The organism is Novosphingobium sp. G106, assembly GCF_019075875.1.
Classification (GTDB): Bacteria; Pseudomonadota; Alphaproteobacteria; order Sphingomonadales; family Sphingomonadaceae; genus Novosphingobium.
In genome coordinates this window covers 4,049,566-4,068,351 of sequence record NZ_JAHOOZ010000001.1, presented here as the reverse complement: position 1 = coordinate 4,068,351, position 18,786 = coordinate 4,049,566, and the positions used below count along the sequence as shown (strand labels likewise).

The following is an 18,786-nucleotide window of genomic DNA, read 5'->3' as shown; positions in this document are numbered from 1 at the left end:
GGGCCGATGAAACGATTGTTTATTTTCGGCCTCGGCTACACGGCCAGCGTCATCGCGCGCGCGATGCGCGAGGAGGGGTGGATGGTGGCCGGTACCGGCGGCGGAAACATCCCGTTCGAGGACGAAGATAAGGTCCGCGAGGGTCTCGCCACGGCCAGCCATGTCCTGTCGTCTGTGCCACCGGCCGAAGGTGTCGACCCCGTGCTCGCGCGCTACGGCGACGCCTTGAAGCACGATTGGCTCGGCTATCTTTCCTCGACCGGCGTCTATGGGGATACAGCGGGCGCCTGGGTCGACGAGACTGCCCCCACCGGCGGTGGCCGTCGTTCCGCCCGTGCCGAAGCCGATGCCGAATGGCTGCGGCGCGGCGCGCGGGTGTTCCGCTTGCCGGGCATCTACGGACCGGGCCGCAGCGCTCTCGACCGCGTGCGCGAGGGCAAGGCCCACCGGATCGACCTGCCGGGGCAGGTGTTCAGCCGCGTCCATGTCGAGGACATCGCTTACGGGGTGATCGCGGCGCTTGATGCACCGGTGGGCGCCTACAACCTCGGCGATGACCTGCCCTGCGGCCAGAACGCGGTGATAGAAGAGGCCTGCCGGCTCGCCGGCGTGGCGCAGCCGCCGCTGCTCTCGCTCGACGAGGCCGCCCTGTCGCCCGCCGCCCGCGCCTTCTACGCCGAGAACCGCCGCATCTCGAACGGCAAGGCGAAGCGCGTCCTCGGCTGGCGGCCGCGCTATCCGACCTATCGGGAGGGGCTGAGGTCGCTGGTCTAGAGCGCCGCGATCGCTTCGGCCATTGCCGTGCAGTGTTCGGGCCGGCTGTCCCAGGCGGTCACCATCCGTGCCCCATCGGGGCCGTGATCGTAGAACGCGAAGCCCTGCCCGCGCAGCGCCTCGCGTTCGGCACCCGACATGCGCACGAACAGCTGGTTGCCTTCGACCGGCTCGAGCAGGCGGTCCGCGGCGCCTTGCGAGATGATCGCCGCAGCCTCGTTCGCGGCCATGGCGTTTTCCAGCCACAGCTTGCCGTCGAGCAGGGCCAGGATCTGCGCGGCGAGGAAACGGCCCTTGGACTGGAGGTGACCGGCGCGCTTGCGGCGATAGCGGGCGATGTCGGCCAGGCCCTCATCGAAGAACACGATCGCCTCGGCGCCGAGGCCGCCGTTCTTGACGAAGCCGAAGCTCAGTGCGTGAACGCCTGCGTCGCAGGTCAGCTTCGCGGGCGTGCTGCGCAGGAAGGCGACGGCATTGCCGAAGCGTGCCCCGTCCATGTGCAGCCACATCGTCCTGTCGCGCGCCAGAAGGCCGATTTCGGTGACTTCCGCGGGCGTATAGACGCGGCCGAGTTCGGTCGCCTGAGTGATGGAGATCGCTGCGGGATGGACCCAGTGGACCCCGGGCTTGATCGGATCGATCACGCCTTGGATCGCCGTCGGGGTCAGCTTCGCGCCGTCCCCATCCGCCAGCATCAGCTTGGCGCCGTGGGTGTAGAAGCCCGGCGCACCGCCTTCGCTGGTCTCGATATGCGCCTCGCGGTGGCAGATGACGCCGCCCTGCGGCGGCACCATCGTCGCCAGCGCCAGGCAGTTGGCCGCCGTGCCGCTCGCCACCCAGAGCGCCCAGCAGGGTCGCTCGAACACCTCGGAAAAGGCCTCGTCCAGCTTGGCGCTCAGCGCGTCGCCGTCATAGGGTGAGTCTGGGGTGTCGGCGGCGAGCATCGCCTGCCAGACGTTTGGGTGCACCGAGGCGGCATTGTCGGACATGAAGTGCATGGCCATATCAGCCTTGCGCCCGGCAGGTGCCGCGTCAAGCGCTGCGGAGTTCAGCTTATGGAAGGCCTCACGATTACCCGCCACGATGCCGGCGGCAACGGCGAGTACCGTGCCCACGTCCCCGACAGCGATGTGGTGGGCCGATTGACCTGGTATCTCGAGGACGGGGTCAAGGTTGCCGACCATACGCTGGTCCCGCCGGAGATCGGTAATCGCGGGGTCGCGGCCAAGCTGGTCGAGGCGCTGATCGCTGACGCGGACCGTGACGGCTTCAAGATCCGCCCCGATTGCAGCTATGTCGCGGTGGCGTTCAAGCGCCATCCCGAATGGGCCTCCCTCCAGGCTTGAAAACCTTCTGCATATCGGTTGATTGCTGAACGATCGTTCAGTTTTCTGTCCGTAACGGTAGGCTAGTTGCCCGAAAAATTGACTCCTCCTGCAATCGCGTTGCGGGACAAGTCGCAGTGCCCGCCAAGGGCAAGACTTGCCCGCGCGATGCGCTAGGCCCTCGCCCGTCCGACGCGGCAGACCGACCTGCGTCGCAGAAAATCAGCGCCATCGTATCGAGCGCTCAACAAACCGTCGGTCACAGACGGAGGGGACATCATGAGGAAAGCAGCCTTACTGGCCGCAGCGGCCGTACCGGTAATGGGGATCTGGAGCATGCCTGCGCTGGCGCAGGACGCCGCGGCGACCGAGGGCCAGGGCGCCTATGTGGAGAAGGGCGACATCATCGTCACCGCGCGCAAGCGCCAGGAATCGATCCTGAAAGTGCCAGTCGTGGAGACCGTGCTGACCGCCGAATCGCTCGCTGCCAACAACGTTACCGACATCCGCGGCATCACCCAGCAGGTCGCCGGCCTCCAGATCGGCGGCAACGTGCTGACCGTGGGCACGCAGATCGCGCTGCGCGGCGTCGGTACCAGTTCGCTCGACGCTGGCGTCGACCAATCGGTGTCGCTCAATATCGATGGCCTGCAGCTGACCCAGGGCGCGAGCTACGACGTCGGCATGTTCGACATGGCCCAGGTTGAAGTGCTCAAGGGCCCGCAGGCGCTGTTCTTCGGCAAGAACAGCCCGGGCGGCGTTATCGCCATCCGCACGGCCGATCCCGGCGATCAACTCGAAGTGACGGCTAACGCGATCTACGGCGTCGAGGCACAGAGCAAGCGCGGCGAGCTGATCTATTCGGGGCCGCTCAGCGACACCGTCGGCATCCGCCTCGCGGGCATGTATTCGGACGATAACGGCTACTTCTTCAACAAGGCGACGGCGCTGGCCGGCACCGGCGCGAAGACCCCGTCGAGCAACCGCTATAACGCGACCGAGGAATATATCCTGCGCGGCACGCTGGTCTGGAAGCCCTCGAGCGACGTCAGCGTCCGGCTCAAGATCAACAATACCAAGCGCACGGTCATCGGCGGCGGTTCGCCGCTGGGCAACTGCCCCGACGGCAACGGCGCGCCGCTGGGCATCCCGTTCATCAATCCGAACGACAACTGCAAGGTCGATCGCACGGCTTATATCGTCGATCTCGACCCGGTCGCCTTCCCTGATTCGCGCAATGGCGGCACGCCGTTCCTCCGCTACGAGACGACTTTCGGCACGGGCGAAATCAACTACGACGTCGCGCCCGAGCTGACCTTCACCTCGACCACCGGCTATTTCCACCACAAGGTGGATGGCCTGCTTAACGGCGTGAACAGCGGCTATGCCGGGCCTTCGCTGTCATCCGACAACCGCTTCTTCCGCCGCGATTTCACGCAGGAACTCCGGCTGCAGTCGGACTGGCAGGATCGCCGGTGAACTTCCTGATCGGCGGGTTCTACCAGGACGCCCGGGTCCGCAATACGGTTTACGTCGCCGGCAACACGGCGCTCAAACTGCCGCGGACGCTCACCGCTGGTACCAACGACGTCGGCATCCAGACCTACTCGGGCTTCGGCCAGCTGCGCTGGAAGCCGGTCGAGACGCTCGAGATCGCGGGCGGTGTGCGTTACACCGACGAAAAGCGGCATGACGATGCCTCCAGCCTGACCAGCTATTTCGGCACGCCGATCCCGATCACGATCGCCAAGCCGAACCTGCGGTCGAAGAACTGGTCGCCCGAACTGACCATCACCTATACGCCGACCGACGACCTCACGGTGTTCGGCGCGCTCAAGCAGGGCTACAAGTCGGGCTCGTTCATCATGACCGTGCCGGCGACGCCGGGCGCCGACAATTCGTTCGGCGACGAAAAGGTTCAGGGCGGCGAACTGGGCATCAAGGCGCGAATGCTAGACCGTGCCCTGACGATCAACCTGGCCGGTTACTATTACAAATATTCCGATCTCCAGGTCGGCGCCAACGAGCAGGCGGCGGGCGGACTGCCCGTGATCAAGACGATCAATGCCGCTTCCTCCAAGGTCTATGGCCTCGACTTCGAAGCTACCTATGCGCCGCCTTCGGTTCCCGGCCTGACGACCCGTCTGGCGGTGAATTACAACCACGCGCGGTTCCAGAAGTTCGACAATGCGCCCTGCTACGGCGGCCAGCGCGTGCAGGACGGCTGCAACCTGTTCTTCAGCCCGTTCCCGGCGACTTCGGCGAGCGGGTCGAGCCAGGCCAACCCCGGCGCCGGCGCGGTGCTCGTGAACGGCCTCTACGGCCTCTACAAGGGCCAGGACCTTTCGGGAGCGCCACTGCCGAAGGCCTCCGACTGGACCGTGACCGGCGGCGTGGACTACGAGATGCCGGCGGGCAAGGACATGCGCGTGAAGCTGGGCGTGAATGGCCAGTACACGTCCAAGTTCCTGCGCGGTCTCGGTCGCTTTGATGGCCTGGCGGGCCTGACCCAGACGGGCTACGCGAAGATCAACGCGAACATCAGCATCGGCGACAACGACGGCGGCTGGGAACTCGCGGTGATCGGCAACAACCTCACCAACAAATTCACTGCGGGCAACTGCACGACTTTCAGCGCCTCGACCGGGCAGGTGCTGCTGCCGCCGCTGAGCGGCGGCACGGCGCGCAATGCGGCCGGGCTGGACGAACTGGCCTGCATTCCCGACCGCGGGCGTGAGGTGTTCTTCCGTCTGACTCTGCGCCCGACGGCCCTGTAAAGGAGAAGTATCGTCCCGGGCGGCAGCCCGGGACGATATCTTACGGGCGCGGATATTTCTCGCGCAGCCGGTCGAACGCCGTTCCCGGCCCTTCGGTTAGCCGCGCCTCGATCATTGCGCAGACTGCCTCGGGCCCGTGGGCCGCGGTGTCGATCGTGAGATCGGCGATGTCGTTGGCATAGACCACTTCGGTGAACCACGGCCGCAGCCGCGCCAGGCGGTCGACGATCTTCTTCACCGCATCCTCGCCGAGTAGGTCGGTCGGCAGCTTCTTGTCCATTTGCCGCTCGGCGACGCGCTTCTCGAGCACTTCGATCGGCGGCTTCAGCGTCACCAGCAGCACGGGCAGGCCTTCGAGCCGCCAGGCACAGTCGGCCAGCACCGGGGTCTGCGTCATCAGCAGATGGTCGAACACGATATTGCAGCCCTGGCGCGAGGCCGAGGCGATCCATTCGTGCAGCGTGGCGAAGGCCTGGACGCCCTTGGGACCCAGCGTCCACTTGAGCGGCCCGTCCGGGTTCGCCGGATCGGCCGGCTCGGCATGGATGCCCTCGCGCGACTTGGGGCCGTGGTGGCCGTACTGCGCGGGCTGGGTGCCGGCGAGGAAGTGGTCGATGCCGTAGAGCAGCCAGTAGTCGTCCGAACGCTTCTGGAAGAGTTCGGCCGCGGTCGACTTGCCCGATCCCGAGGTGCCGTTGATGATGATGATCTGGCCGGGCATTCCTTATTCCCCCAGCTTGATCTCGCCGCGCGCCATCTGGCGGAACGGCTCCCCGGGCGAGAATTCCTGGTTGTCGCCCCAGTGCTTGACGCCGTCCCAGTCCCATTCGGCGAGCGACCATACCACGGTGTGGTCAGTATAGCCGGTAAAGACCAGGCCCGGATCGATCGTGCCCGTGGCGGTCATCGACCGGCCGAGCGTGTCGGTGCCCTCGAAGACGAATTTCGACGGACCGAACTGGCCGAATTCGAGCACGGTGCGCTTGCCCGAGACCATGCTCGCCATCTCACCGTCCTTCATGATGTAGCCGCCGATGCACTTGGCCTCGCGACCATAGAGGCCTTCGGAGGTCATGCAGAGCGCGTGGAACGAGCTGTTTTCGGCGATGCCCCAGAAATAGCCGCCAGTGGCCAGCGATTCGTACTCGCGCGCGCCGTAGGAGGTGTCGCGCATCGAGAAGCAGTCGACCGGGAATTCCTCACCGTGGCGGCGGATCGTGCCTTTCATCCGGCCGGGCTGCTCGATGTGGAACTTGGCCGTCGCCATCTGGCCGGGATCGCCCGTGTGCAGCTCGTGGCAGGGGCCGACGGCCTCCCACACGAGATCCATCTCGAAACCGTCCCGGTCGTAGTCGAGCTTGTAGCGCTTGAGCGGCTCTAGCATCTTCACCTTGAGCGACGTCCGCGCCTGCATGTCGAACTTCTGTGCGCCCGCCGGCATTCCCTGCAGGTGGCTCCAGTTATAGTAGAGCGCGTTCCACTGGTAGGTGCCCGAGGCGTCCCACATGCAGGGGCCGCCGTTGAGCATGCCCATGTTCGGGCGGAAGTAGTACTGGATCATCCCGTGGATCCGCCGCTCGGGGATCGAGAACGAGAACCACACGCTTTCGTTCCAATAGGGATTGTCGTCGCGGCCTTCGCCGAAATAGTCGGCGAACGAGAGATCGTCGGTCATGTGGGTTGGTGTCCTTCTGGGCCCGAAGCAGGCCACGTGATGTCAAGTGAGAGGCGGGTGAGCGTCAGCGCGGCGATGCGCCAAGTACCGTCCTCGCGGCGGTAGGTTTCATGGTAGTGACCGCGGCCGACGATGCTTTTCCAGCCGGCCTTGGGGTGGCGATCCTCCCAGGAAATGATGTCCTGCATCGCCCAGATCGCGCGGCCCGTGCCGTCCGCGTCGATCTCGACCTCGCCGGCGAGGCCCTGGTGGACCGACACAGCATGTTCGAGCGAATGGCGCAGGGCCGCGGCATAGGTGTCGCCGCCTTCGGCATAGACTGTGCCCTCGGGCGTCAGGACCTTGAGGTCGCTGGTGAAGACGCTGCGCAGCTCATCCCACTGCTTGGTGTCCATCAGGCGGAAATAGCGGGCCTTCAGGCTGCGGATCGCCTCGATCGCTTCCAGTCGCTCCAGCCGGTCCATGCGCCTCTCCTCACTCCGAGCAAAGCGCGAGACGCCCGGCCAATGCAAGCACCGGTAGATGACCGCTGCGGCAATACGTCTTGCTGGCGCCTATTCGAAGCCGCGTTCGAGGAAGCTTTCGGCCAGGCCGGCGAGCAGCGCGGACCCGCGGGGCATCACGCTTTCGTCGAGCATCATCTTGGTCGAATGGATGCCGCAGCACTTGGTCCAGTCCTCGCCCTCGTGGCTCACGCCCAGGAAGAACATCGCACCAGGCACCTTGTCGAGTACGTAGGCGAAGTCCTCCGCGCCCATGATCGGCGCGTCGAGGCGCAGGAAGGATTGCGGCCCGAACATCTCGCGGCTCAGCTTCTCGGCGAAATCTACCGCATGTGGATCGCAGATCGTCACGGGAAACCCCTCGGTCACGGTGACATCGGCCGTCAGCCCATGTGCCCCGGCAATCCCTGCGGCGAGCAATCGCACCGCTTCAGGCAGCCGCGCGCGGTTGGCGCGCGACAGGCTCCGCATCGTCCCGCGCAGGGCGACGCGATCGGCGATCACGTTGTGCGCGGTGCCGGCGTCGAGCTTGGTGACGGTCACGACCACGGGATCGTGCGCGTCGAACTGGCGCGTCACCATCGTCTGCAGCGCGAGGATGATCTCGGCCGCGACGGGCACAGGGTCGCGTGTCTGGTGCGGCATCGAGGCATGGCCGCCGCGCCCTTCGATGACGATGTCGAGCTGGTCTGCCGCTGCCAGCAAGGCACCCGCGCGCCCGGCGATCAGGCCGTGCGGCGCAGTCGGCATGACGTGTAGCGCGAAAGCGGCGTCGGGCAGCGGATCGAGCAACCCGTCCTCGATCATGAAGCGGGCGCCGTGATAGCCTTCCTCACCCGGCTGGAACATGAAGCGCACTTCGCCTTTGAGCGCATCCGCGCGTCGGCAAAGCAGTTCGGCTGCGCCGGCCAGCATCGCCGTATGCGCATCGTGCCCGCAGGCATGCATCGTCCCGGGGATCGTCGAGGCGAAGTCCAGCCCAGTCTCCTCGGGCATCGCCAGCGCGTCCATGTCGCCGCGCAGCAGCACGGAGCGCCCCTCTCCGGCTCCGCCTTTCAGCAGGGCGATCAGCCCGGTCGTCGAAGTTCCCTCGCGCCATTCGAGCGGCAGGTGGGCCAGGGCGGCGCGGACTTTGTCGCGGGTTTTTGGGGTATGAAGGCCCAGTTCGGGTTCGGCATGAATCGCCCGCCGCAGGTCGGTGATCCGCTCCGCGATCGATCGGGCATCGTCAATCAGCGCTTCATGCAACATGGGCATAGGTCCGTCCGTTTTGCGGCATGATAACCGCTTGCCGCGGGCTTTCCAGCGACAACCAGCAAACAGGGGCTTGGCAAGTCGCGGTCAAGTGGAGAAAATACGTCCATGGTTTCCGCTTCCGGGCTTCACATCGCATATCCGGTTTCGTGGTACCGTCCCGACACCAAGGCTTCCTGCGAGCAGACGATCTACACCGTCGCCGCGCTGGCCCGGCAAGGTCATCGTGTAACACTGTTCGTCCCCACGCCCTCGGATGTCACGCCCGTGACGGTCGAGGAAATTGCCGAGCGTTTCGGCGTCGAGCCCGATTTCGCCGTCGAAGCGATCGCCAGCCGGTGGGCGGGCGATACCCTCCGCCAGGGCATGGCCTGGCTGCGGCAACTCATCGCCAGCGGTAGGCTCGCCACTTTCGACATGATGCTGTGCCGGCTGCCCGCGGTGTTGGGGCTGGGCCGCTCCTCGCCGATCCCCTTTGCTTTCGACCATTACCGGCCCTGGCCCGACATCTATCCAGTGGCGCGGCCGATCATCCGGCGCACGGCCAATGCGCCCCGCTGTATCGGCTTTATCCAGCATTCAAGCCTCGCGGCCGACGCCTACAAGCGCGCTGGCGTTTCCGAGGATCGCATCCTTGTCGCTCACAATGGAAGTCATGGTGCGGTGATTCACACCGACACCGGCATGATCGAGGCGCGGCAGGCGTTGGGGCTCGACGTCTCGGCGCAGATCGCGGTCTATGCCGGGCGGGTCAACGAGCAGAAAGGGCTCGATCAGTTGCTCGCCATGGCGCGGCTGCGGCCGGAGATCCGCTTCCTGATAGTCGGCTCTGAGGGGGACGGCCCGATCGAAGCCCAGGCGCGCCGTCTGCCCAACGTCGCAGTAGTGGCCTGGCAAGCACCGCATGCTTTGCCCGGTTTCCTCGCTGCCGCCGACGTGCTGTTGATTCCTGCGTCGAGCGAGCCGCTGCGCCGCTTCGGCAATTGCGTGCTACCGCTGAAAACCTTTGCCTATCTAGCCGCCGGCCGTCCGATCCTGGCGCCGGCTCTGCCCGACACCGCGGACCTGCTGCAGGATTCGGAAACCGCGATGCTGGTCCAGCCCGACGATCCGCGTGCGGCTGCGCTGGCGCTCGACCTGCTCCTGACCCAGCCCGAACTGGCCGCACGGCTCGGGGCAAATGCCCGCGCGCTGGCCGAGCGCAACAGTTGGGACGCGCGCGGCAAACGGCTCGGCGAATTCTTCGCGCGCCGGCTGGCGGAAATGATCGCCTAGGCGCCGATCCGCGCGGCGATCCGTTCGGCCGCCTGGTTGTGCCGCACTACCGAGAGCACCAGCAGCGCATTGAGCACCACGCCCTGGTAGATGAAATAATAGAGCGGGCTGCCCGCCAGCATCGACAGGCCGAGCACGATCGCGCGCGGGTTGGGGCCGAGCAGCTTGCACAGGAACAGGAGCGGTGGCGCCTCGGCGCGAACTGCGGCGCGGATGCGTTCGAGCGCGGCGGGATCGCTCGCCATCGCCTTCTCCACCGCCGCGTCGATCTTCAGCGCGTGGGGCGTCATGCCGCTGGCGAGGCGCAGGTAGAACGAGACTAGCGCGCCGGCTCCGCCCTTCGCGGTCTCCGAACCCTCGGTATGGGTGTTGCGCAGCCAAGGCGTGCCATAGACCCACCACTGGTACTGGCGGCGCTGCACTTCGACATGGTTCGACTGGACGATGTGGCTGAGCCCAGCCACCGCCATGATCGGCCATGCGATCCAGCCGATCTGCGGCAGCAGCAGCCAGAGCAGCACGAAATAGAGCACGATATGGCTGGCGTAATCGCAGATCCCGTCGACCAATTCGCCGGTCGGGCTGGTCTTGCCGGTGATCCGCGCGAGATCGCCGTCGGCGCCATCGACGACGTGCCAGGCCATGTGGAGGAAGAGGCCGAGCAGGGCGGAAATCGGCCACCAGGGCTGGGCGTAGGCCGCGGCCGCGCCGATCACACAGAACGCGCCGATGACCGAGACCATGTTCGGCGTCAGCGGTGTCCGCGCCAGGCGCAGCGCCAGCTGCCAGGCCAGCGGATGATAGAGATAGTGGTTCAGCGGATCCTGGAGTTCGCGCGCGCGCCGGGGCCTTTCGGGCAGCGGGCCCTTGCGGGTTTCGTCGCGTGTCGCGGCAGCCAAGACGCTACTCCTTACTCTGCTTTTGCCCAGGGTGGGCGATCCGTTCCGGTGCGCCGCCTTGCGTCGCCGCGGGCTCGCTATATAGCAAGACCGGCGCCGGGGAAGGCCGGTGATGGGATCGTGTGTGAGTATTCGGACGAGCAACGGGGTAGTCGTCGTATTTTCGGACGCCTGGTCGGCGGCGCATCTCGTCGCGGGCCTGCCGGCCGCGGCGCGTGCCTTGCGCGAGGTTGCTCAGGCAGGGGCGGCTTGCTGCACGATTGCCGTGCCCGGTGGCTGGCGGCCAGACAGGAACGCCGCGGCCGAGCTCGCGCGGCTGGCCCAGGGCATGCCTTACAGTGTGGTCGATACCGCTTCGCTGGCGGGCGACGACGCGCCGCAACTGCTGCTTCAGGGTGAGCATCCGGTCAGCGCCGAGCGGTTGCGATCCGCCTTGTCCGGCGCGGAACTGCCGCATGGTGCCCTGCTGTTCGCTCCGCCACGCGATTGGGCCCGCTTGCCCCAGCTCACGCGAGCGCAGGCGATTGCGCGGCTTGACCGCGCCGCCGAGGCGATCATCGCGGGAACTTCGAAACCGGGCGACGGCATCGTCTCGCAGCTGATCAACCGGCCCATCTCGCAAGCGATCAGCCGGTTGTTGTTGCGCTTCCCCGGGATCACGCCGTTCCACGCGACCGCGGTGTCGGCCTTGCTGGCGGTTGCCATGCTCGCTTCGCTGATCTTCGGCGGCACGAACGGGCTGATCCTCGGCGCGATATTCTATCAGCTCGCGTCGATCGTCGACGGCGTCGATGGCGAGATCGCCCGAGCCACTTTCCGGTCTTCGCGTGCCGGTGCCCTGGCCGACAGCCTCGTCGACGCGGTAACTAACATAGGTTTTCTTGCCGGGCTCGACATTAATCTGTGGATTCAGGGCAACGCTGAAGCGGCAATCGCAGGCTCGCTGGGGCTGGCGATCGTCGCTTTGGGGCTGTTCCTGATCGGCCGACGCGCGCGTCACAGCAAGGCTGCGTTCACCTTCGATGAGGTTAAGACGCACTTCCAGGCGCGCCGGTCCTGGCTGTTCCAAACGCTCATTTGGTTGACGATGCGGGACTTTTTTGCTCTGGGCTGGCTCGTCGGAATCGTCGCGGGAGTCGCGGCGCCGGGACTCATGCTGTTTTCGTTTGGAGCTGCCGTCTGGCTGGTGGTCGTGGTGTTCGTCCTTCGCCCGCGACAAACTTGACCGTTGTGCAAACTTCTTGCTTTTGCCGCGTGTTTTCACAATTACGTGCGTTTAGGGCGCAAAAGCGTCTTTCGAAAGGGATCGAAAATTGATGAAGCCAATCAAGGTCGCCGTGATCGGCGTGGGCAACTGCGCCAGCTCACTGGTGCAGGGGGGTTGCCTATTATCGCTCGAATAACTCCTCTCAGGGACTCATTCATGACACGATCGGCGGCTACGGAGCCGGCGACGTAGAGTTCGTGATGGGCGTCGATGTCGATGCGCGCAAAGTGGGCAAGGACATTGCCGAAGCGATCTTCTCCGCGCCGAACAACACTGCGGTATTTCAGCCGAACGTCCCCGCAACGGGCGTCAAGGTCATCATGGGCCGCGTGTCTGACGGCGTCGCCCCGCACATGACCGGCATGGGCGAGCGCGGCTTCATCGTTGCTGACGCGCCCGAAGCTACCCGCGAATCCATCGTTGCCGCGCTCAAGGCGTCGGGCACCGAGGTTCTGCTCAACTTCCTCCCCGTCGGGTCGCAGGAAGCCACCGAATTCTACATGGAATGCGCGCTCGAAGCCGGCGTCGCGGTGGTCAACTGCATGCCCGTGTTCATCGCCAGCCGTCCCGAGTGGGAAGCCCGTTTCCGCGAGAAGCGCCTCCCGATCGTCGGTGATGACGTCAAGGCGCAGCTCGGCGCAACGATCGTCCACCGCGTTCTCTCCAGCCTGTTCGGTGCCCGCGGCGTCAATGTCGAGCGCACCTATCAGCTGAACACCGGCGGTAACACCGACTTCATGAACATGCTCGACCGCCAGCGTCTGGGCAGCAAGAAGGAATCGAAGACCGAGGCCGTGCAGGCGATGCTTGCCCAGCGTCTCGAGGACGAGAACATCCACGTCGGCCCGTCCGACTATGTGCCGTGGCAGAAGGACAACAAGCTCTGCTTCCTGCGCATGGAAGGCCAGCTGTGGGGCAATGTCCCGATGAACCTGGAGCTGCGTCTCTCGGTCGAGGACAGCCCGAACTCGGCGGCCGTCGTCATGGACGCCATCCGTTGCTGCAAGGTCGCGCTCGAGCGCGGCGAGGGCGGCGCGCTGATCGGCCCGTCGGCCTACTTCTGCAAGCATCCGCCGCAGCAGTTCAACGACGACGTCGCCGCGCAGATGGTCGAGGAATATGTCGGCGTCACCGCGCTCGCCGCGGAATAAGCCTGACAAATCTGGTTAACGGCGGCGCCGGTCAGTTGGTTCTGGCCGGCGCCGTTCGTTTGTGAGGACACGATGGAAGCCCTGATCATTGCCGCGGGATATGGCAGCCGCCTGCGCGACATTTCCGAATCGAAGCCGCTGACACCGGTCGCGGGCATTCCGCTGCTCGAACTCGGCGTGCGCCAGGCCGCGGCCGCAGGCGCGGCGAGGGTCGTCGTGGTCACCGGCCACGAGGCGGAGAAGGTCGAGGCCGCATTGCCGGCGCTGGCCGATCGTGCGGGCATTCCCGTCGTCGCGCAGCGCGTCGACGACTGGTCGAAGCCGAACGGCTTCTCGGTCATGGCCGGTGCTGCGCGGATCGACGGCAACTACCTGCTGATGATGGCCGACCACATATTTTCCGCGGCGGTGCTGCAGCAGCTCGCCGGGGCCGGTGGCTCGGACCGCGGCGTCACGCTGGGAATCGACCGGCGCATCACCAGCCCGCTGATCGACCCCGACGATGCCACTTGGGTCCGGACCGACGCGCGCGGTTTCATCCAAGCCATCGGCAAGACGATACCCGAATACGACGCGGTCGATTGCGGTGCATTCCTCGCCACGCCCGAACTCGCCGAGGCGATCGCCGAGGCCGTGACGGCGGGCAAGTCCGGAAGCCTGTCCGACGGCATGCAGCGCCTCGCCGACAAGGGCCGGGCGGCGACGCTGGACGTCGGCGAGGCCTGGTGGCTCGACGTCGACGATCCGCGTGCGCATGCCTTGGCCGAGGCGGAGGCCCCGGTGCAGCTCAAGGAAATCTACGGCTGAATCGGATCAGGGGTACTTCATCTGCACGCGCGTAGTCAGGCCGGTGCGCGGGATGTTTAGGCGGACCGAGCGGAACGACGGCAGGCCGGCCAGCGTCGGCGGATTGTTCGAGAAGCCATAGCCTTCGGCGGGGAAGCCGATGGAAGTGCGGTCGAACTTCTTGTCGCCGTTCTCGTCGTGATAGAGCGCCAGCGCATAGACGCCCGGCTTCGGCACGAAGAGGCAGGCATGGGTCGTGCCCTGCACCGCGTTCACCCGGCCGACGTAGAGCGAGCCGTGACGGACCAGGAACTTGCTGGGATTGTCGGCATAGAGGGTGACCGCGAGCAGGCCGTTGCTGTTGCGCAAGCCTTCCGCATTGACGGTGATCCAGGTTGCGCTGGGCGTGCCGGTGCAGCCCGCCGGCGGCGTTGCCGTTTGGGCCTGCGCAGCGTGTCCGAAGAATGCCGTCAGCGTGGCGGCGCAAGCGATCGCCGCCGCGCTCAGACGTCTCGGGAGGGTCATGGGCGTACTGGTCCTGACAATGAAAATGAGGGGAAAAGGATTGGCTATCTCAGCAGCTTGGCATTGCCGTTTCGAGACGGCGGGGCGGCGGCCCCCGGGGGCGAGAGGGCTTAATATTCGATTTTGCCGCTGAATACAGACTGAATTTGCAAGCCTTTGCGGCGACGGTTGGCCGCATGCGCAATGGCGTTAGTCGTGCGGCTTACCTTCGCGTGTGGAAAACACCTGGTTTCGTCCTTGTCCCCCCCCCGTGGCGGTGTCTAATCGCCTTTCATGGCCGCCCCTCTCATCTCGCCCTCGATCCTCTCCGCCGATTTCTCCCGGCTGGGCGAAGAAGTGCGCGCGGTCGATGCGGCGGGGGCCGACTGGATCCACGTCGACGTGATGGACGGCCATTTCGTGCCCAACATCACGATCGGGCCGATGGTGGTCAAAGCCCTGCGGCCGCACACCAAGAAGCCCTTCGACGTGCACCTGATGATTTCGCCGGTCGACCTCTACCTGGAGGCCTTTGCCGAGGCAGGTGCCGACATCATCACCTTCCATCCCGAGGCGGGTCCGCATGCCCACCGCACGGTTCAGGCGATCAAGGGCCTCGGCAAGCAGGCCGGCGTTTCGCTGAACCCGGGAACCCCGGCCAAGATGCTGGATTACCTGATCGACGAGATCGACCTCGTCCTGGTGATGAGCGTCAATCCGGGTTTCGGCGGGCAGAGCTTCATTTCCAGCCAGCTGCGCAAGATCGAGGCGCTCCGCAAGATGATCGACAAGACGGGACGGGATATCAGGCTCGAAGTGGACGGCGGCGTCGATGTCGGCACTGCGCAGTCCTGCGTCGATGCCGGCGCGGACGTGCTGGTCGCTGGCACGGCGACGTTCCGCGGTGGCCCCGATCGCTATGCGGCGAATATCGCCGCGCTCAAGGGGCTTGCCTGAGCCATGGGCGAGACGGCAACTTCCGCTCTCGCCGCCACGCGTACCGCTATTGATATCGATGCCGGTGACGCCCTGGCAATTCCGCTGACCGACGCGGCCGAGGAGATGGTGGTGAGTGAAGCCGAGGTCACCGCCAGCGAGGCTGATCGGGACCGCGGCGAACCGGTCGAGCCCGGCATCATCGAGCCGGGACGGGCGCTGGCGCTCGCTGATTTCTCGCCGCCCTCGGTCGGTGCCGGCGAATGGCTGGTACGATTCGCCTACAAGATCGGCGTGCCCGGCTCGATGCTCAGCTCGCCGATGGGCAAGTCGGCCAAGCCGCGGCTGCTGGCGACTGTGTCGAACCCGCTGCCGGGCAGCCGCGCCGCGGGCACCGCGCTGCGTGCCGGGCATTTCCTCGTTCACGGTGCCAAGACGCCGATAGCGCAGATCGACTTCGCCGGCGCCGGCCGGATGACCCCGCCGCTCGAGCGCGTGGTCCATTCCTTCGCCTGGCTCGCCGATCTCGAAGCCTGCGCCGTGCGCGAGCAGGGCGTGCCCGTCGCCGAACGGATCTTCGCCGCCTGGCTCGACGCCAATCCCAAGCCGCCAGGCAAGCCCGGCAAGGGGCCAGCCTGGAGTGTGGCCAACGCCGGCACGCGCCAGCTCAACTGGCTGGTCCACGCGCCGCTGATCCTTTCGGGTCACGACAAGCGACTGCGCCCGCGTGTACTTGCGGCGGTCATGGACGGCGCGCGCTGGCTCGACCGCAACGTCGGCCGTGCCGAGGACCTGCTGGGCGCGGTCGCCGGCTGGTGTGGCATCGTCGCCTCGGGCCTGCTGCTGCCCGACGGCCGCCCGCGCCGCCTCTTTGGCGAGGCCGGGCTGATCCGCGCGCTGGGCGACCTGATCGGCGACGATGGCGGCGTGCTGTCGCGCAGCCCGCTCGGCCAGATGGAAGCGATCACGCTGCTCGTCAGCCTGCGCGCCTGCTACCGCGCCACGCGGCGCGAGGCGCCCGAAGCGCTCGACAACCTGATCGCGGTGCTGGTGCCGCCGCTGCTCGCGCTGACCCACGGCGACGGCTCGCTGGGCTCGTGGCAGGGCTCCTGGGCGATCGACGCCGACGAGATCGCCCGGCTGGTCGATGCCAGCAGCGTGCGCACGCGGCCCCTGCGCGACGTGCGCCAGTGGGGCTTCCAGCGCGTCACCGCGCAGAAGAGCCTGCTGCTGTTCGACGCCGCGCCGCCGCCGATGGCGAAGCATGCGCGGACGGGCTGCGCCTCGACGCTGGCTTTCGAGTTTTCCTCGGGCGCACACCGGATCGTCGTCAACTGCGGCGGTTCGGCCGCCGCGGGCGGGCTCGTTCCGGTCCGGCTCGAGCAGGGCCTGCGCGCCACCGCGGCGCATTCGACGTTGGTGCTCGATGACGTCAATTCCACCGCCGTCCTGATCAACGGCAAGATCGGCTCGGGCGTCTCCGAAGTCGACATAGACCGCCGCACGCTCGAAGGCGATGCCGTCGACAAGGCCGGCAAAGGCGGCCGCGCGACGCGGCTCGAAGCCAGCCATAACGGCTATGCCGCGCGCTACGGCCTGGTCCACCGCCGCATCCTGATCCTGCGCGACGACGGCAGCGAGCTGCGCGGCGAGGACCTGCTGGTGCCCACCGGCCGCAAGGGCAAGCGCGGCAAGGTGGCCTTCGCCATCCGCTTCCATTTGGGCCCCAATATCGAGGTCGGCCTGTCGGACGATGGCCAGGGCGTCGGCATTGCCTTGCCCGATGGCACCTACTGGCAGTTCCGTGCCGCGGGCGGCGAAGTGACCGTCGAGGATCTGTTCTGGGTCGACGGGCAGGGCCGGCCGGTGCCGATCCAGCAGCTCGTCGTCAGCGGTCTCGTCTCGCGGGGCGGCGGCAATTTTGCCTGGCTGCTGAAGAAGATGGGGTAACCGGGTCCCGGCCCGCTGGCGATTCTTGCTGAAATCCTTATGGGGGGCGCGAATCCCCGCCATAAATAGCGAGTCTCGCCATGACAGACGTCACCATCCGCCGCGCGCTGCTTTCCGTTTCCGACAAGGCGGGCCTCGCCGATCTCGGCAAGGCGCTCGCCGCGCGGGGCGTCGAACTCGTCTCGACCGGCGGCACGGCCAAGGCGCTGCGTGACGCGAGCCTGACGGTGCGCGACGTGTCCGATCTCACCGGCTTCCCCGAGATGATGGACGGCCGCGTCAAGACGCTGCACCCGATGGTCCACGGCGGCCTGCTCGCGGTGCGCGACGATGCCGAGCATGCCAAGGCGATGGCAGAGCACGGCATCGGCGCGATCGACCTCGTCGTGGTCAACCTCTATCCGTTCCAGCAGACCGTGGCCAAGGGTGCGGAGCGCGACGAGGTGATCGAGAACATCGACATCGGCGGCCCCTCGATGGTGCGCTCGGCGGCGAAGAATCACGCCTATGTGACGATCCTCACCGACCCCGCCGACTACGCGACGCTGCTGACGGAGCTTGAGGAAACGGGCGGTGCCAGCCGGCTAGAATTCCGCAAGGTCATGGCCGCCAAGGCCTTCGCCGCCACCGCCGCCTACGATGCCGCGATCGCCGGCTGGTTCGCCCGCACCGACCAGCAGCATCACTTCCCGCCGCGCCGCGCAGTTTCCAGCACGCTCGCGACCACGCTGCGCTATGGCGAGAACCCGCACCAGGAAGCCGCGCTCTATCTCGCCGACAGCTCGTCGCTCGGCACCGGCATTCCCCAGGCCGAGCAGGTCCAGGGCAAGGAGCTGTCCTACAACAACTACAACGACGCCAATGCCGCGCTCGAACTGGTGGGCGAATTCGCCGGGCAACAGCCCACGGTAGTCATCGTCAAGCATGCCAACCCCTGCGGCGTCGCCACGGCACCGACCCTGCTCGAGGCTTGGGAAGCGGCGCTGGCCTGCGATTCGGTTTCGGCCTACGGCGGTATCGTCGCGACAAACGTCCCCCTCGACGGGCCGACCGCCGAGGCAATCGCCAAGATCTTCACCGAAGTCGTCGTCGCGCCCGGTGCCGATGATGCGGCGCGCGCGGCCTTCACCAGGAAGAAGAACCTGCGTCTGCTGATCAGCCAGGGCCTGCCAGATCCGGCGCGCAAGGGCTTCAACCAGGTCGTCATCGCCGGCGGCCTGCTCGTACAGGACCGCGACACCGGTGCGATATCGCGTGATGACCTCAAGGTCGTCACCAAGCGCCAGCCGACCGAGCAGGAGCTTCAGGACTGCCTGTTCGCCTGGACCGTGGCCAAGCACGTCAAGTCGAACGCGATCGTCTATGCCAAGGACGGCGTCACGGCGGGTATCGGCGCGGGCCAGATGAACCGCCGCGATAGCTCGCGCATCGCCGCGATGAAGGCCAAGGAAGCCGCTGAGACCTATGGCTGGGACCAGGCACGTACCGTCGGCAGCGCGGTCGCCTCGGACGCCTTCTTCCCCTTCGCCGACGGCCTGCTCGCCGCCGCCGAAGCGGGCGCCACGGCGATCATCCAGCCGGGTGGTTCGATCCGCGACGATGAGGTCATAGCCGCTGCGGACGCGGCCGGCCTGGCCATGGTCTTCACCGGAATGCGGCAATTCCGCCACTAAGGCAAACGGTTCGTCGCGCGATAAGCTCGGCTTGCCG

General features: G+C 66.5%; 17 protein-coding genes and 1 pseudogene. 11 read left to right on the top strand and 7 right to left on the bottom strand.

Going from position 1 to position 18,786, the window contains the following annotated elements; all coding sequences use genetic code 11:
- Positions 1 to 6: 6 nt before the first annotated feature.
- A complete protein-coding gene (locus tag KRR38_RS19370; protein WP_217404625.1) occupies positions 7 to 774 on the top strand; it encodes an SDR family NAD(P)-dependent oxidoreductase in 768 nt (255 codons plus the stop codon).
- Here the strand turns inward: KRR38_RS19370 and KRR38_RS19365 are convergent.
- Positions 771 to 1,772, bottom strand: a complete 1,002-nt coding sequence (locus tag KRR38_RS19365; protein WP_217407353.1) for a low specificity L-threonine aldolase — start codon at positions 1,770 to 1,772, stop codon at positions 771 to 773. The genes KRR38_RS19370 and KRR38_RS19365 overlap by 4 nt on opposite strands.
- 57 nt (positions 1,773 to 1,829) lie before the next feature.
- Here KRR38_RS19365 and KRR38_RS19360 point away from each other — a divergent pair, with 57 nt between their 5' ends.
- From KRR38_RS19360 to KRR38_RS19350, 3 genes are all read left to right on the top strand, one after another.
- Positions 1,830 to 2,120, top strand: coding sequence for a GNAT family N-acetyltransferase (locus KRR38_RS19360; RefSeq protein WP_217404623.1), 291 nt, complete (start codon positions 1,830 to 1,832; stop codon positions 2,118 to 2,120).
- Positions 2,121 to 2,378: 258 nt separating this feature from the next.
- Complete coding sequence (locus tag KRR38_RS19355; RefSeq protein ID WP_217404621.1) at positions 2,379 to 3,578, top strand: TonB-dependent receptor plug domain-containing protein; 1,200 nt, start codon at positions 2,379 to 2,381, stop codon at positions 3,576 to 3,578.
- Positions 3,575 to 4,876, top strand: a complete 1,302-nt coding sequence (locus tag KRR38_RS19350) for a TonB-dependent receptor domain-containing protein (RefSeq protein WP_217404618.1) — start codon at positions 3,575 to 3,577, stop codon at positions 4,874 to 4,876. The genes KRR38_RS19355 and KRR38_RS19350 overlap by 4 nt, the downstream gene beginning before the upstream one ends.
- A gap of 40 nt (positions 4,877 to 4,916) precedes the next feature.
- Here the strand turns inward: KRR38_RS19350 and KRR38_RS19345 are convergent, their stop codons facing one another.
- The 4 genes from KRR38_RS19345 to KRR38_RS19330 all read right to left on the bottom strand — a co-directional run bounded on the left by KRR38_RS19345 (position 4,917) and on the right by KRR38_RS19330 (position 8,305).
- On the bottom strand, positions 4,917 to 5,597 hold the full coding sequence (locus KRR38_RS19345; RefSeq protein WP_217404616.1) for an AAA family ATPase: 681 nt from the start codon (positions 5,595 to 5,597) through the stop codon (positions 4,917 to 4,919).
- A 3-nt stretch (positions 5,598 to 5,600) separates the two neighbouring features.
- Positions 5,601 to 6,551, bottom strand: coding sequence for a hypothetical protein (locus tag KRR38_RS19340; protein WP_217404614.1), 951 nt, complete (start codon positions 6,549 to 6,551; stop codon positions 5,601 to 5,603).
- On the bottom strand, positions 6,548 to 7,015 hold the full coding sequence (locus tag KRR38_RS19335; RefSeq protein WP_217404612.1) for a nuclear transport factor 2 family protein: 468 nt from the start codon (positions 7,013 to 7,015) through the stop codon (positions 6,548 to 6,550). The genes KRR38_RS19340 and KRR38_RS19335 overlap by 4 nt, the downstream gene beginning before the upstream one ends.
- Before the next feature lie 90 nt (positions 7,016 to 7,105).
- Positions 7,106 to 8,305, bottom strand: coding sequence for a M20 family metallopeptidase (locus tag KRR38_RS19330; protein ID WP_217407352.1), 1,200 nt, complete (start codon positions 8,303 to 8,305; stop codon positions 7,106 to 7,108).
- A gap of 111 nt (positions 8,306 to 8,416) precedes the next feature.
- Between KRR38_RS19330 and KRR38_RS19325 the strand changes: the two genes are divergently transcribed.
- Positions 8,417 to 9,583 carry a glycosyltransferase gene (locus tag KRR38_RS19325; RefSeq protein ID WP_217404610.1) on the top strand — a complete coding sequence of 389 codons (1,167 nt, stop codon included), beginning with the start codon at positions 8,417 to 8,419 and terminating at the stop codon, positions 9,581 to 9,583.
- Here the strand turns inward: KRR38_RS19325 and KRR38_RS19320 are convergent.
- Entirely contained in the window at positions 9,580 to 10,482 is a 903-nt protein-coding gene (locus KRR38_RS19320) for a CDP-alcohol phosphatidyltransferase family protein (protein ID WP_254514882.1), read from the bottom strand. The genes KRR38_RS19325 and KRR38_RS19320 overlap by 4 nt on opposite strands.
- Before the next feature lie 124 nt (positions 10,483 to 10,606).
- Here KRR38_RS19320 and KRR38_RS37435 point away from each other — a divergent pair, with 124 nt between their 5' ends.
- The 3 genes and pseudogenes from KRR38_RS37435 (at position 10,607) to KRR38_RS19305 (ending at position 13,707) form a co-directional block, all read left to right on the top strand.
- Positions 10,607 to 11,707 (top strand): CDP-alcohol phosphatidyltransferase family protein, encoded by a 1,101-nt coding sequence (locus tag KRR38_RS37435; protein ID WP_217404608.1) that lies wholly within the window; start codon positions 10,607 to 10,609, stop codon positions 11,705 to 11,707.
- A 91-nt stretch (positions 11,708 to 11,798) separates the two neighbouring features.
- Positions 11,799 to 12,900, top strand: a pseudogene (locus tag KRR38_RS19310) (inositol-3-phosphate synthase).
- 72 nt (positions 12,901 to 12,972) lie between these two features.
- Positions 12,973 to 13,707 (top strand): NTP transferase domain-containing protein, encoded by a 735-nt coding sequence (locus KRR38_RS19305; RefSeq protein ID WP_217404606.1) that lies wholly within the window; start codon positions 12,973 to 12,975, stop codon positions 13,705 to 13,707.
- Positions 13,708 to 13,713: 6 nt separating this feature from the next.
- On the opposite strand, the gene KRR38_RS19300 is transcribed toward KRR38_RS19305, so the two are convergent.
- Positions 13,714 to 14,211, bottom strand: coding sequence for a DUF2141 domain-containing protein (locus tag KRR38_RS19300; protein ID WP_217404604.1), 498 nt, complete (start codon positions 14,209 to 14,211; stop codon positions 13,714 to 13,716).
- 273 nt (positions 14,212 to 14,484) lie between these two features.
- On the opposite strand from KRR38_RS19300, the gene rpe reads away from it, so the two are divergent.
- The 3 genes from rpe (at position 14,485) to purH (ending at position 18,749) form a co-directional block, all read left to right on the top strand.
- Positions 14,485 to 15,147: a ribulose-phosphate 3-epimerase gene (gene rpe / locus KRR38_RS19295; protein WP_217404602.1), complete on the top strand. Its 663-nt coding sequence runs from the start codon at positions 14,485 to 14,487 to the stop codon at positions 15,145 to 15,147.
- A 105-nt stretch (positions 15,148 to 15,252) separates the two neighbouring features.
- Positions 15,253 to 17,076 (top strand): heparinase II/III family protein, encoded by a 1,824-nt coding sequence (locus tag KRR38_RS19290; protein ID WP_254515533.1) that lies wholly within the window; start codon positions 15,253 to 15,255, stop codon positions 17,074 to 17,076.
- 80 nt (positions 17,077 to 17,156) lie between these two features.
- Positions 17,157 to 18,749, top strand: a complete 1,593-nt coding sequence (gene purH, locus KRR38_RS19285; RefSeq protein ID WP_217404597.1) for a bifunctional phosphoribosylaminoimidazolecarboxamide formyltransferase/IMP cyclohydrolase — start codon at positions 17,157 to 17,159, stop codon at positions 18,747 to 18,749.
- The last annotated feature ends 37 nt before the right edge of the window (positions 18,750 to 18,786 follow it).

What these genes read in the sequence shown, in the direction of transcription:
- KRR38_RS19370 (WP_217404625.1), top strand. Translation starts at nt 7, where the DNA reads ATGAAACGATTGTTTATTTTCGGCCTCGGCTACACGGCCAGCGTCATC.
- KRR38_RS19365 (WP_217407353.1), bottom strand. Translation starts at nt 1,772, where the DNA reads ATGCACTTCATGTCCGACAATGCCGCCTCGGTGCACCCAAACGTCTGG.
- KRR38_RS19360 (WP_217404623.1), top strand. Translation starts at nt 1,830, where the DNA reads ATGGAAGGCCTCACGATTACCCGCCACGATGCCGGCGGCAACGGCGAG.
- KRR38_RS19355 (WP_217404621.1), top strand. Translation starts at nt 2,379, where the DNA reads ATGAGGAAAGCAGCCTTACTGGCCGCAGCGGCCGTACCGGTAATGGGG.
- KRR38_RS19345 (WP_217404616.1), bottom strand. Translation starts at nt 5,597, where the DNA reads ATGCCCGGCCAGATCATCATCATCAACGGCACCTCGGGATCGGGCAAG.
- KRR38_RS19340 (WP_217404614.1), bottom strand. Translation starts at nt 6,551, where the DNA reads ATGACCGACGATCTCTCGTTCGCCGACTATTTCGGCGAAGGCCGCGAC.
- KRR38_RS19335 (WP_217404612.1), bottom strand. Translation starts at nt 7,015, where the DNA reads ATGGACCGGCTGGAGCGACTGGAAGCGATCGAGGCGATCCGCAGCCTG.
- KRR38_RS19330 (WP_217407352.1), bottom strand. Translation starts at nt 8,305, where the DNA reads ATGTTGCATGAAGCGCTGATTGACGATGCCCGATCGATCGCGGAGCGG.
- KRR38_RS19325 (WP_217404610.1), top strand. Translation starts at nt 8,417, where the DNA reads ATGGTTTCCGCTTCCGGGCTTCACATCGCATATCCGGTTTCGTGGTAC.
- KRR38_RS19305 (WP_217404606.1), top strand. Translation starts at nt 12,973, where the DNA reads ATGGAAGCCCTGATCATTGCCGCGGGATATGGCAGCCGCCTGCGCGAC.
- KRR38_RS19300 (WP_217404604.1), bottom strand. Translation starts at nt 14,211, where the DNA reads ATGACCCTCCCGAGACGTCTGAGCGCGGCGGCGATCGCTTGCGCCGCC.
- rpe (WP_217404602.1), top strand. Translation starts at nt 14,485, where the DNA reads ATGGCCGCCCCTCTCATCTCGCCCTCGATCCTCTCCGCCGATTTCTCC.
- KRR38_RS19290 (WP_254515533.1), top strand. Translation starts at nt 15,253, where the DNA reads ATGGTGGTGAGTGAAGCCGAGGTCACCGCCAGCGAGGCTGATCGGGAC.
- purH (WP_217404597.1), top strand. Translation starts at nt 17,157, where the DNA reads ATGACAGACGTCACCATCCGCCGCGCGCTGCTTTCCGTTTCCGACAAG.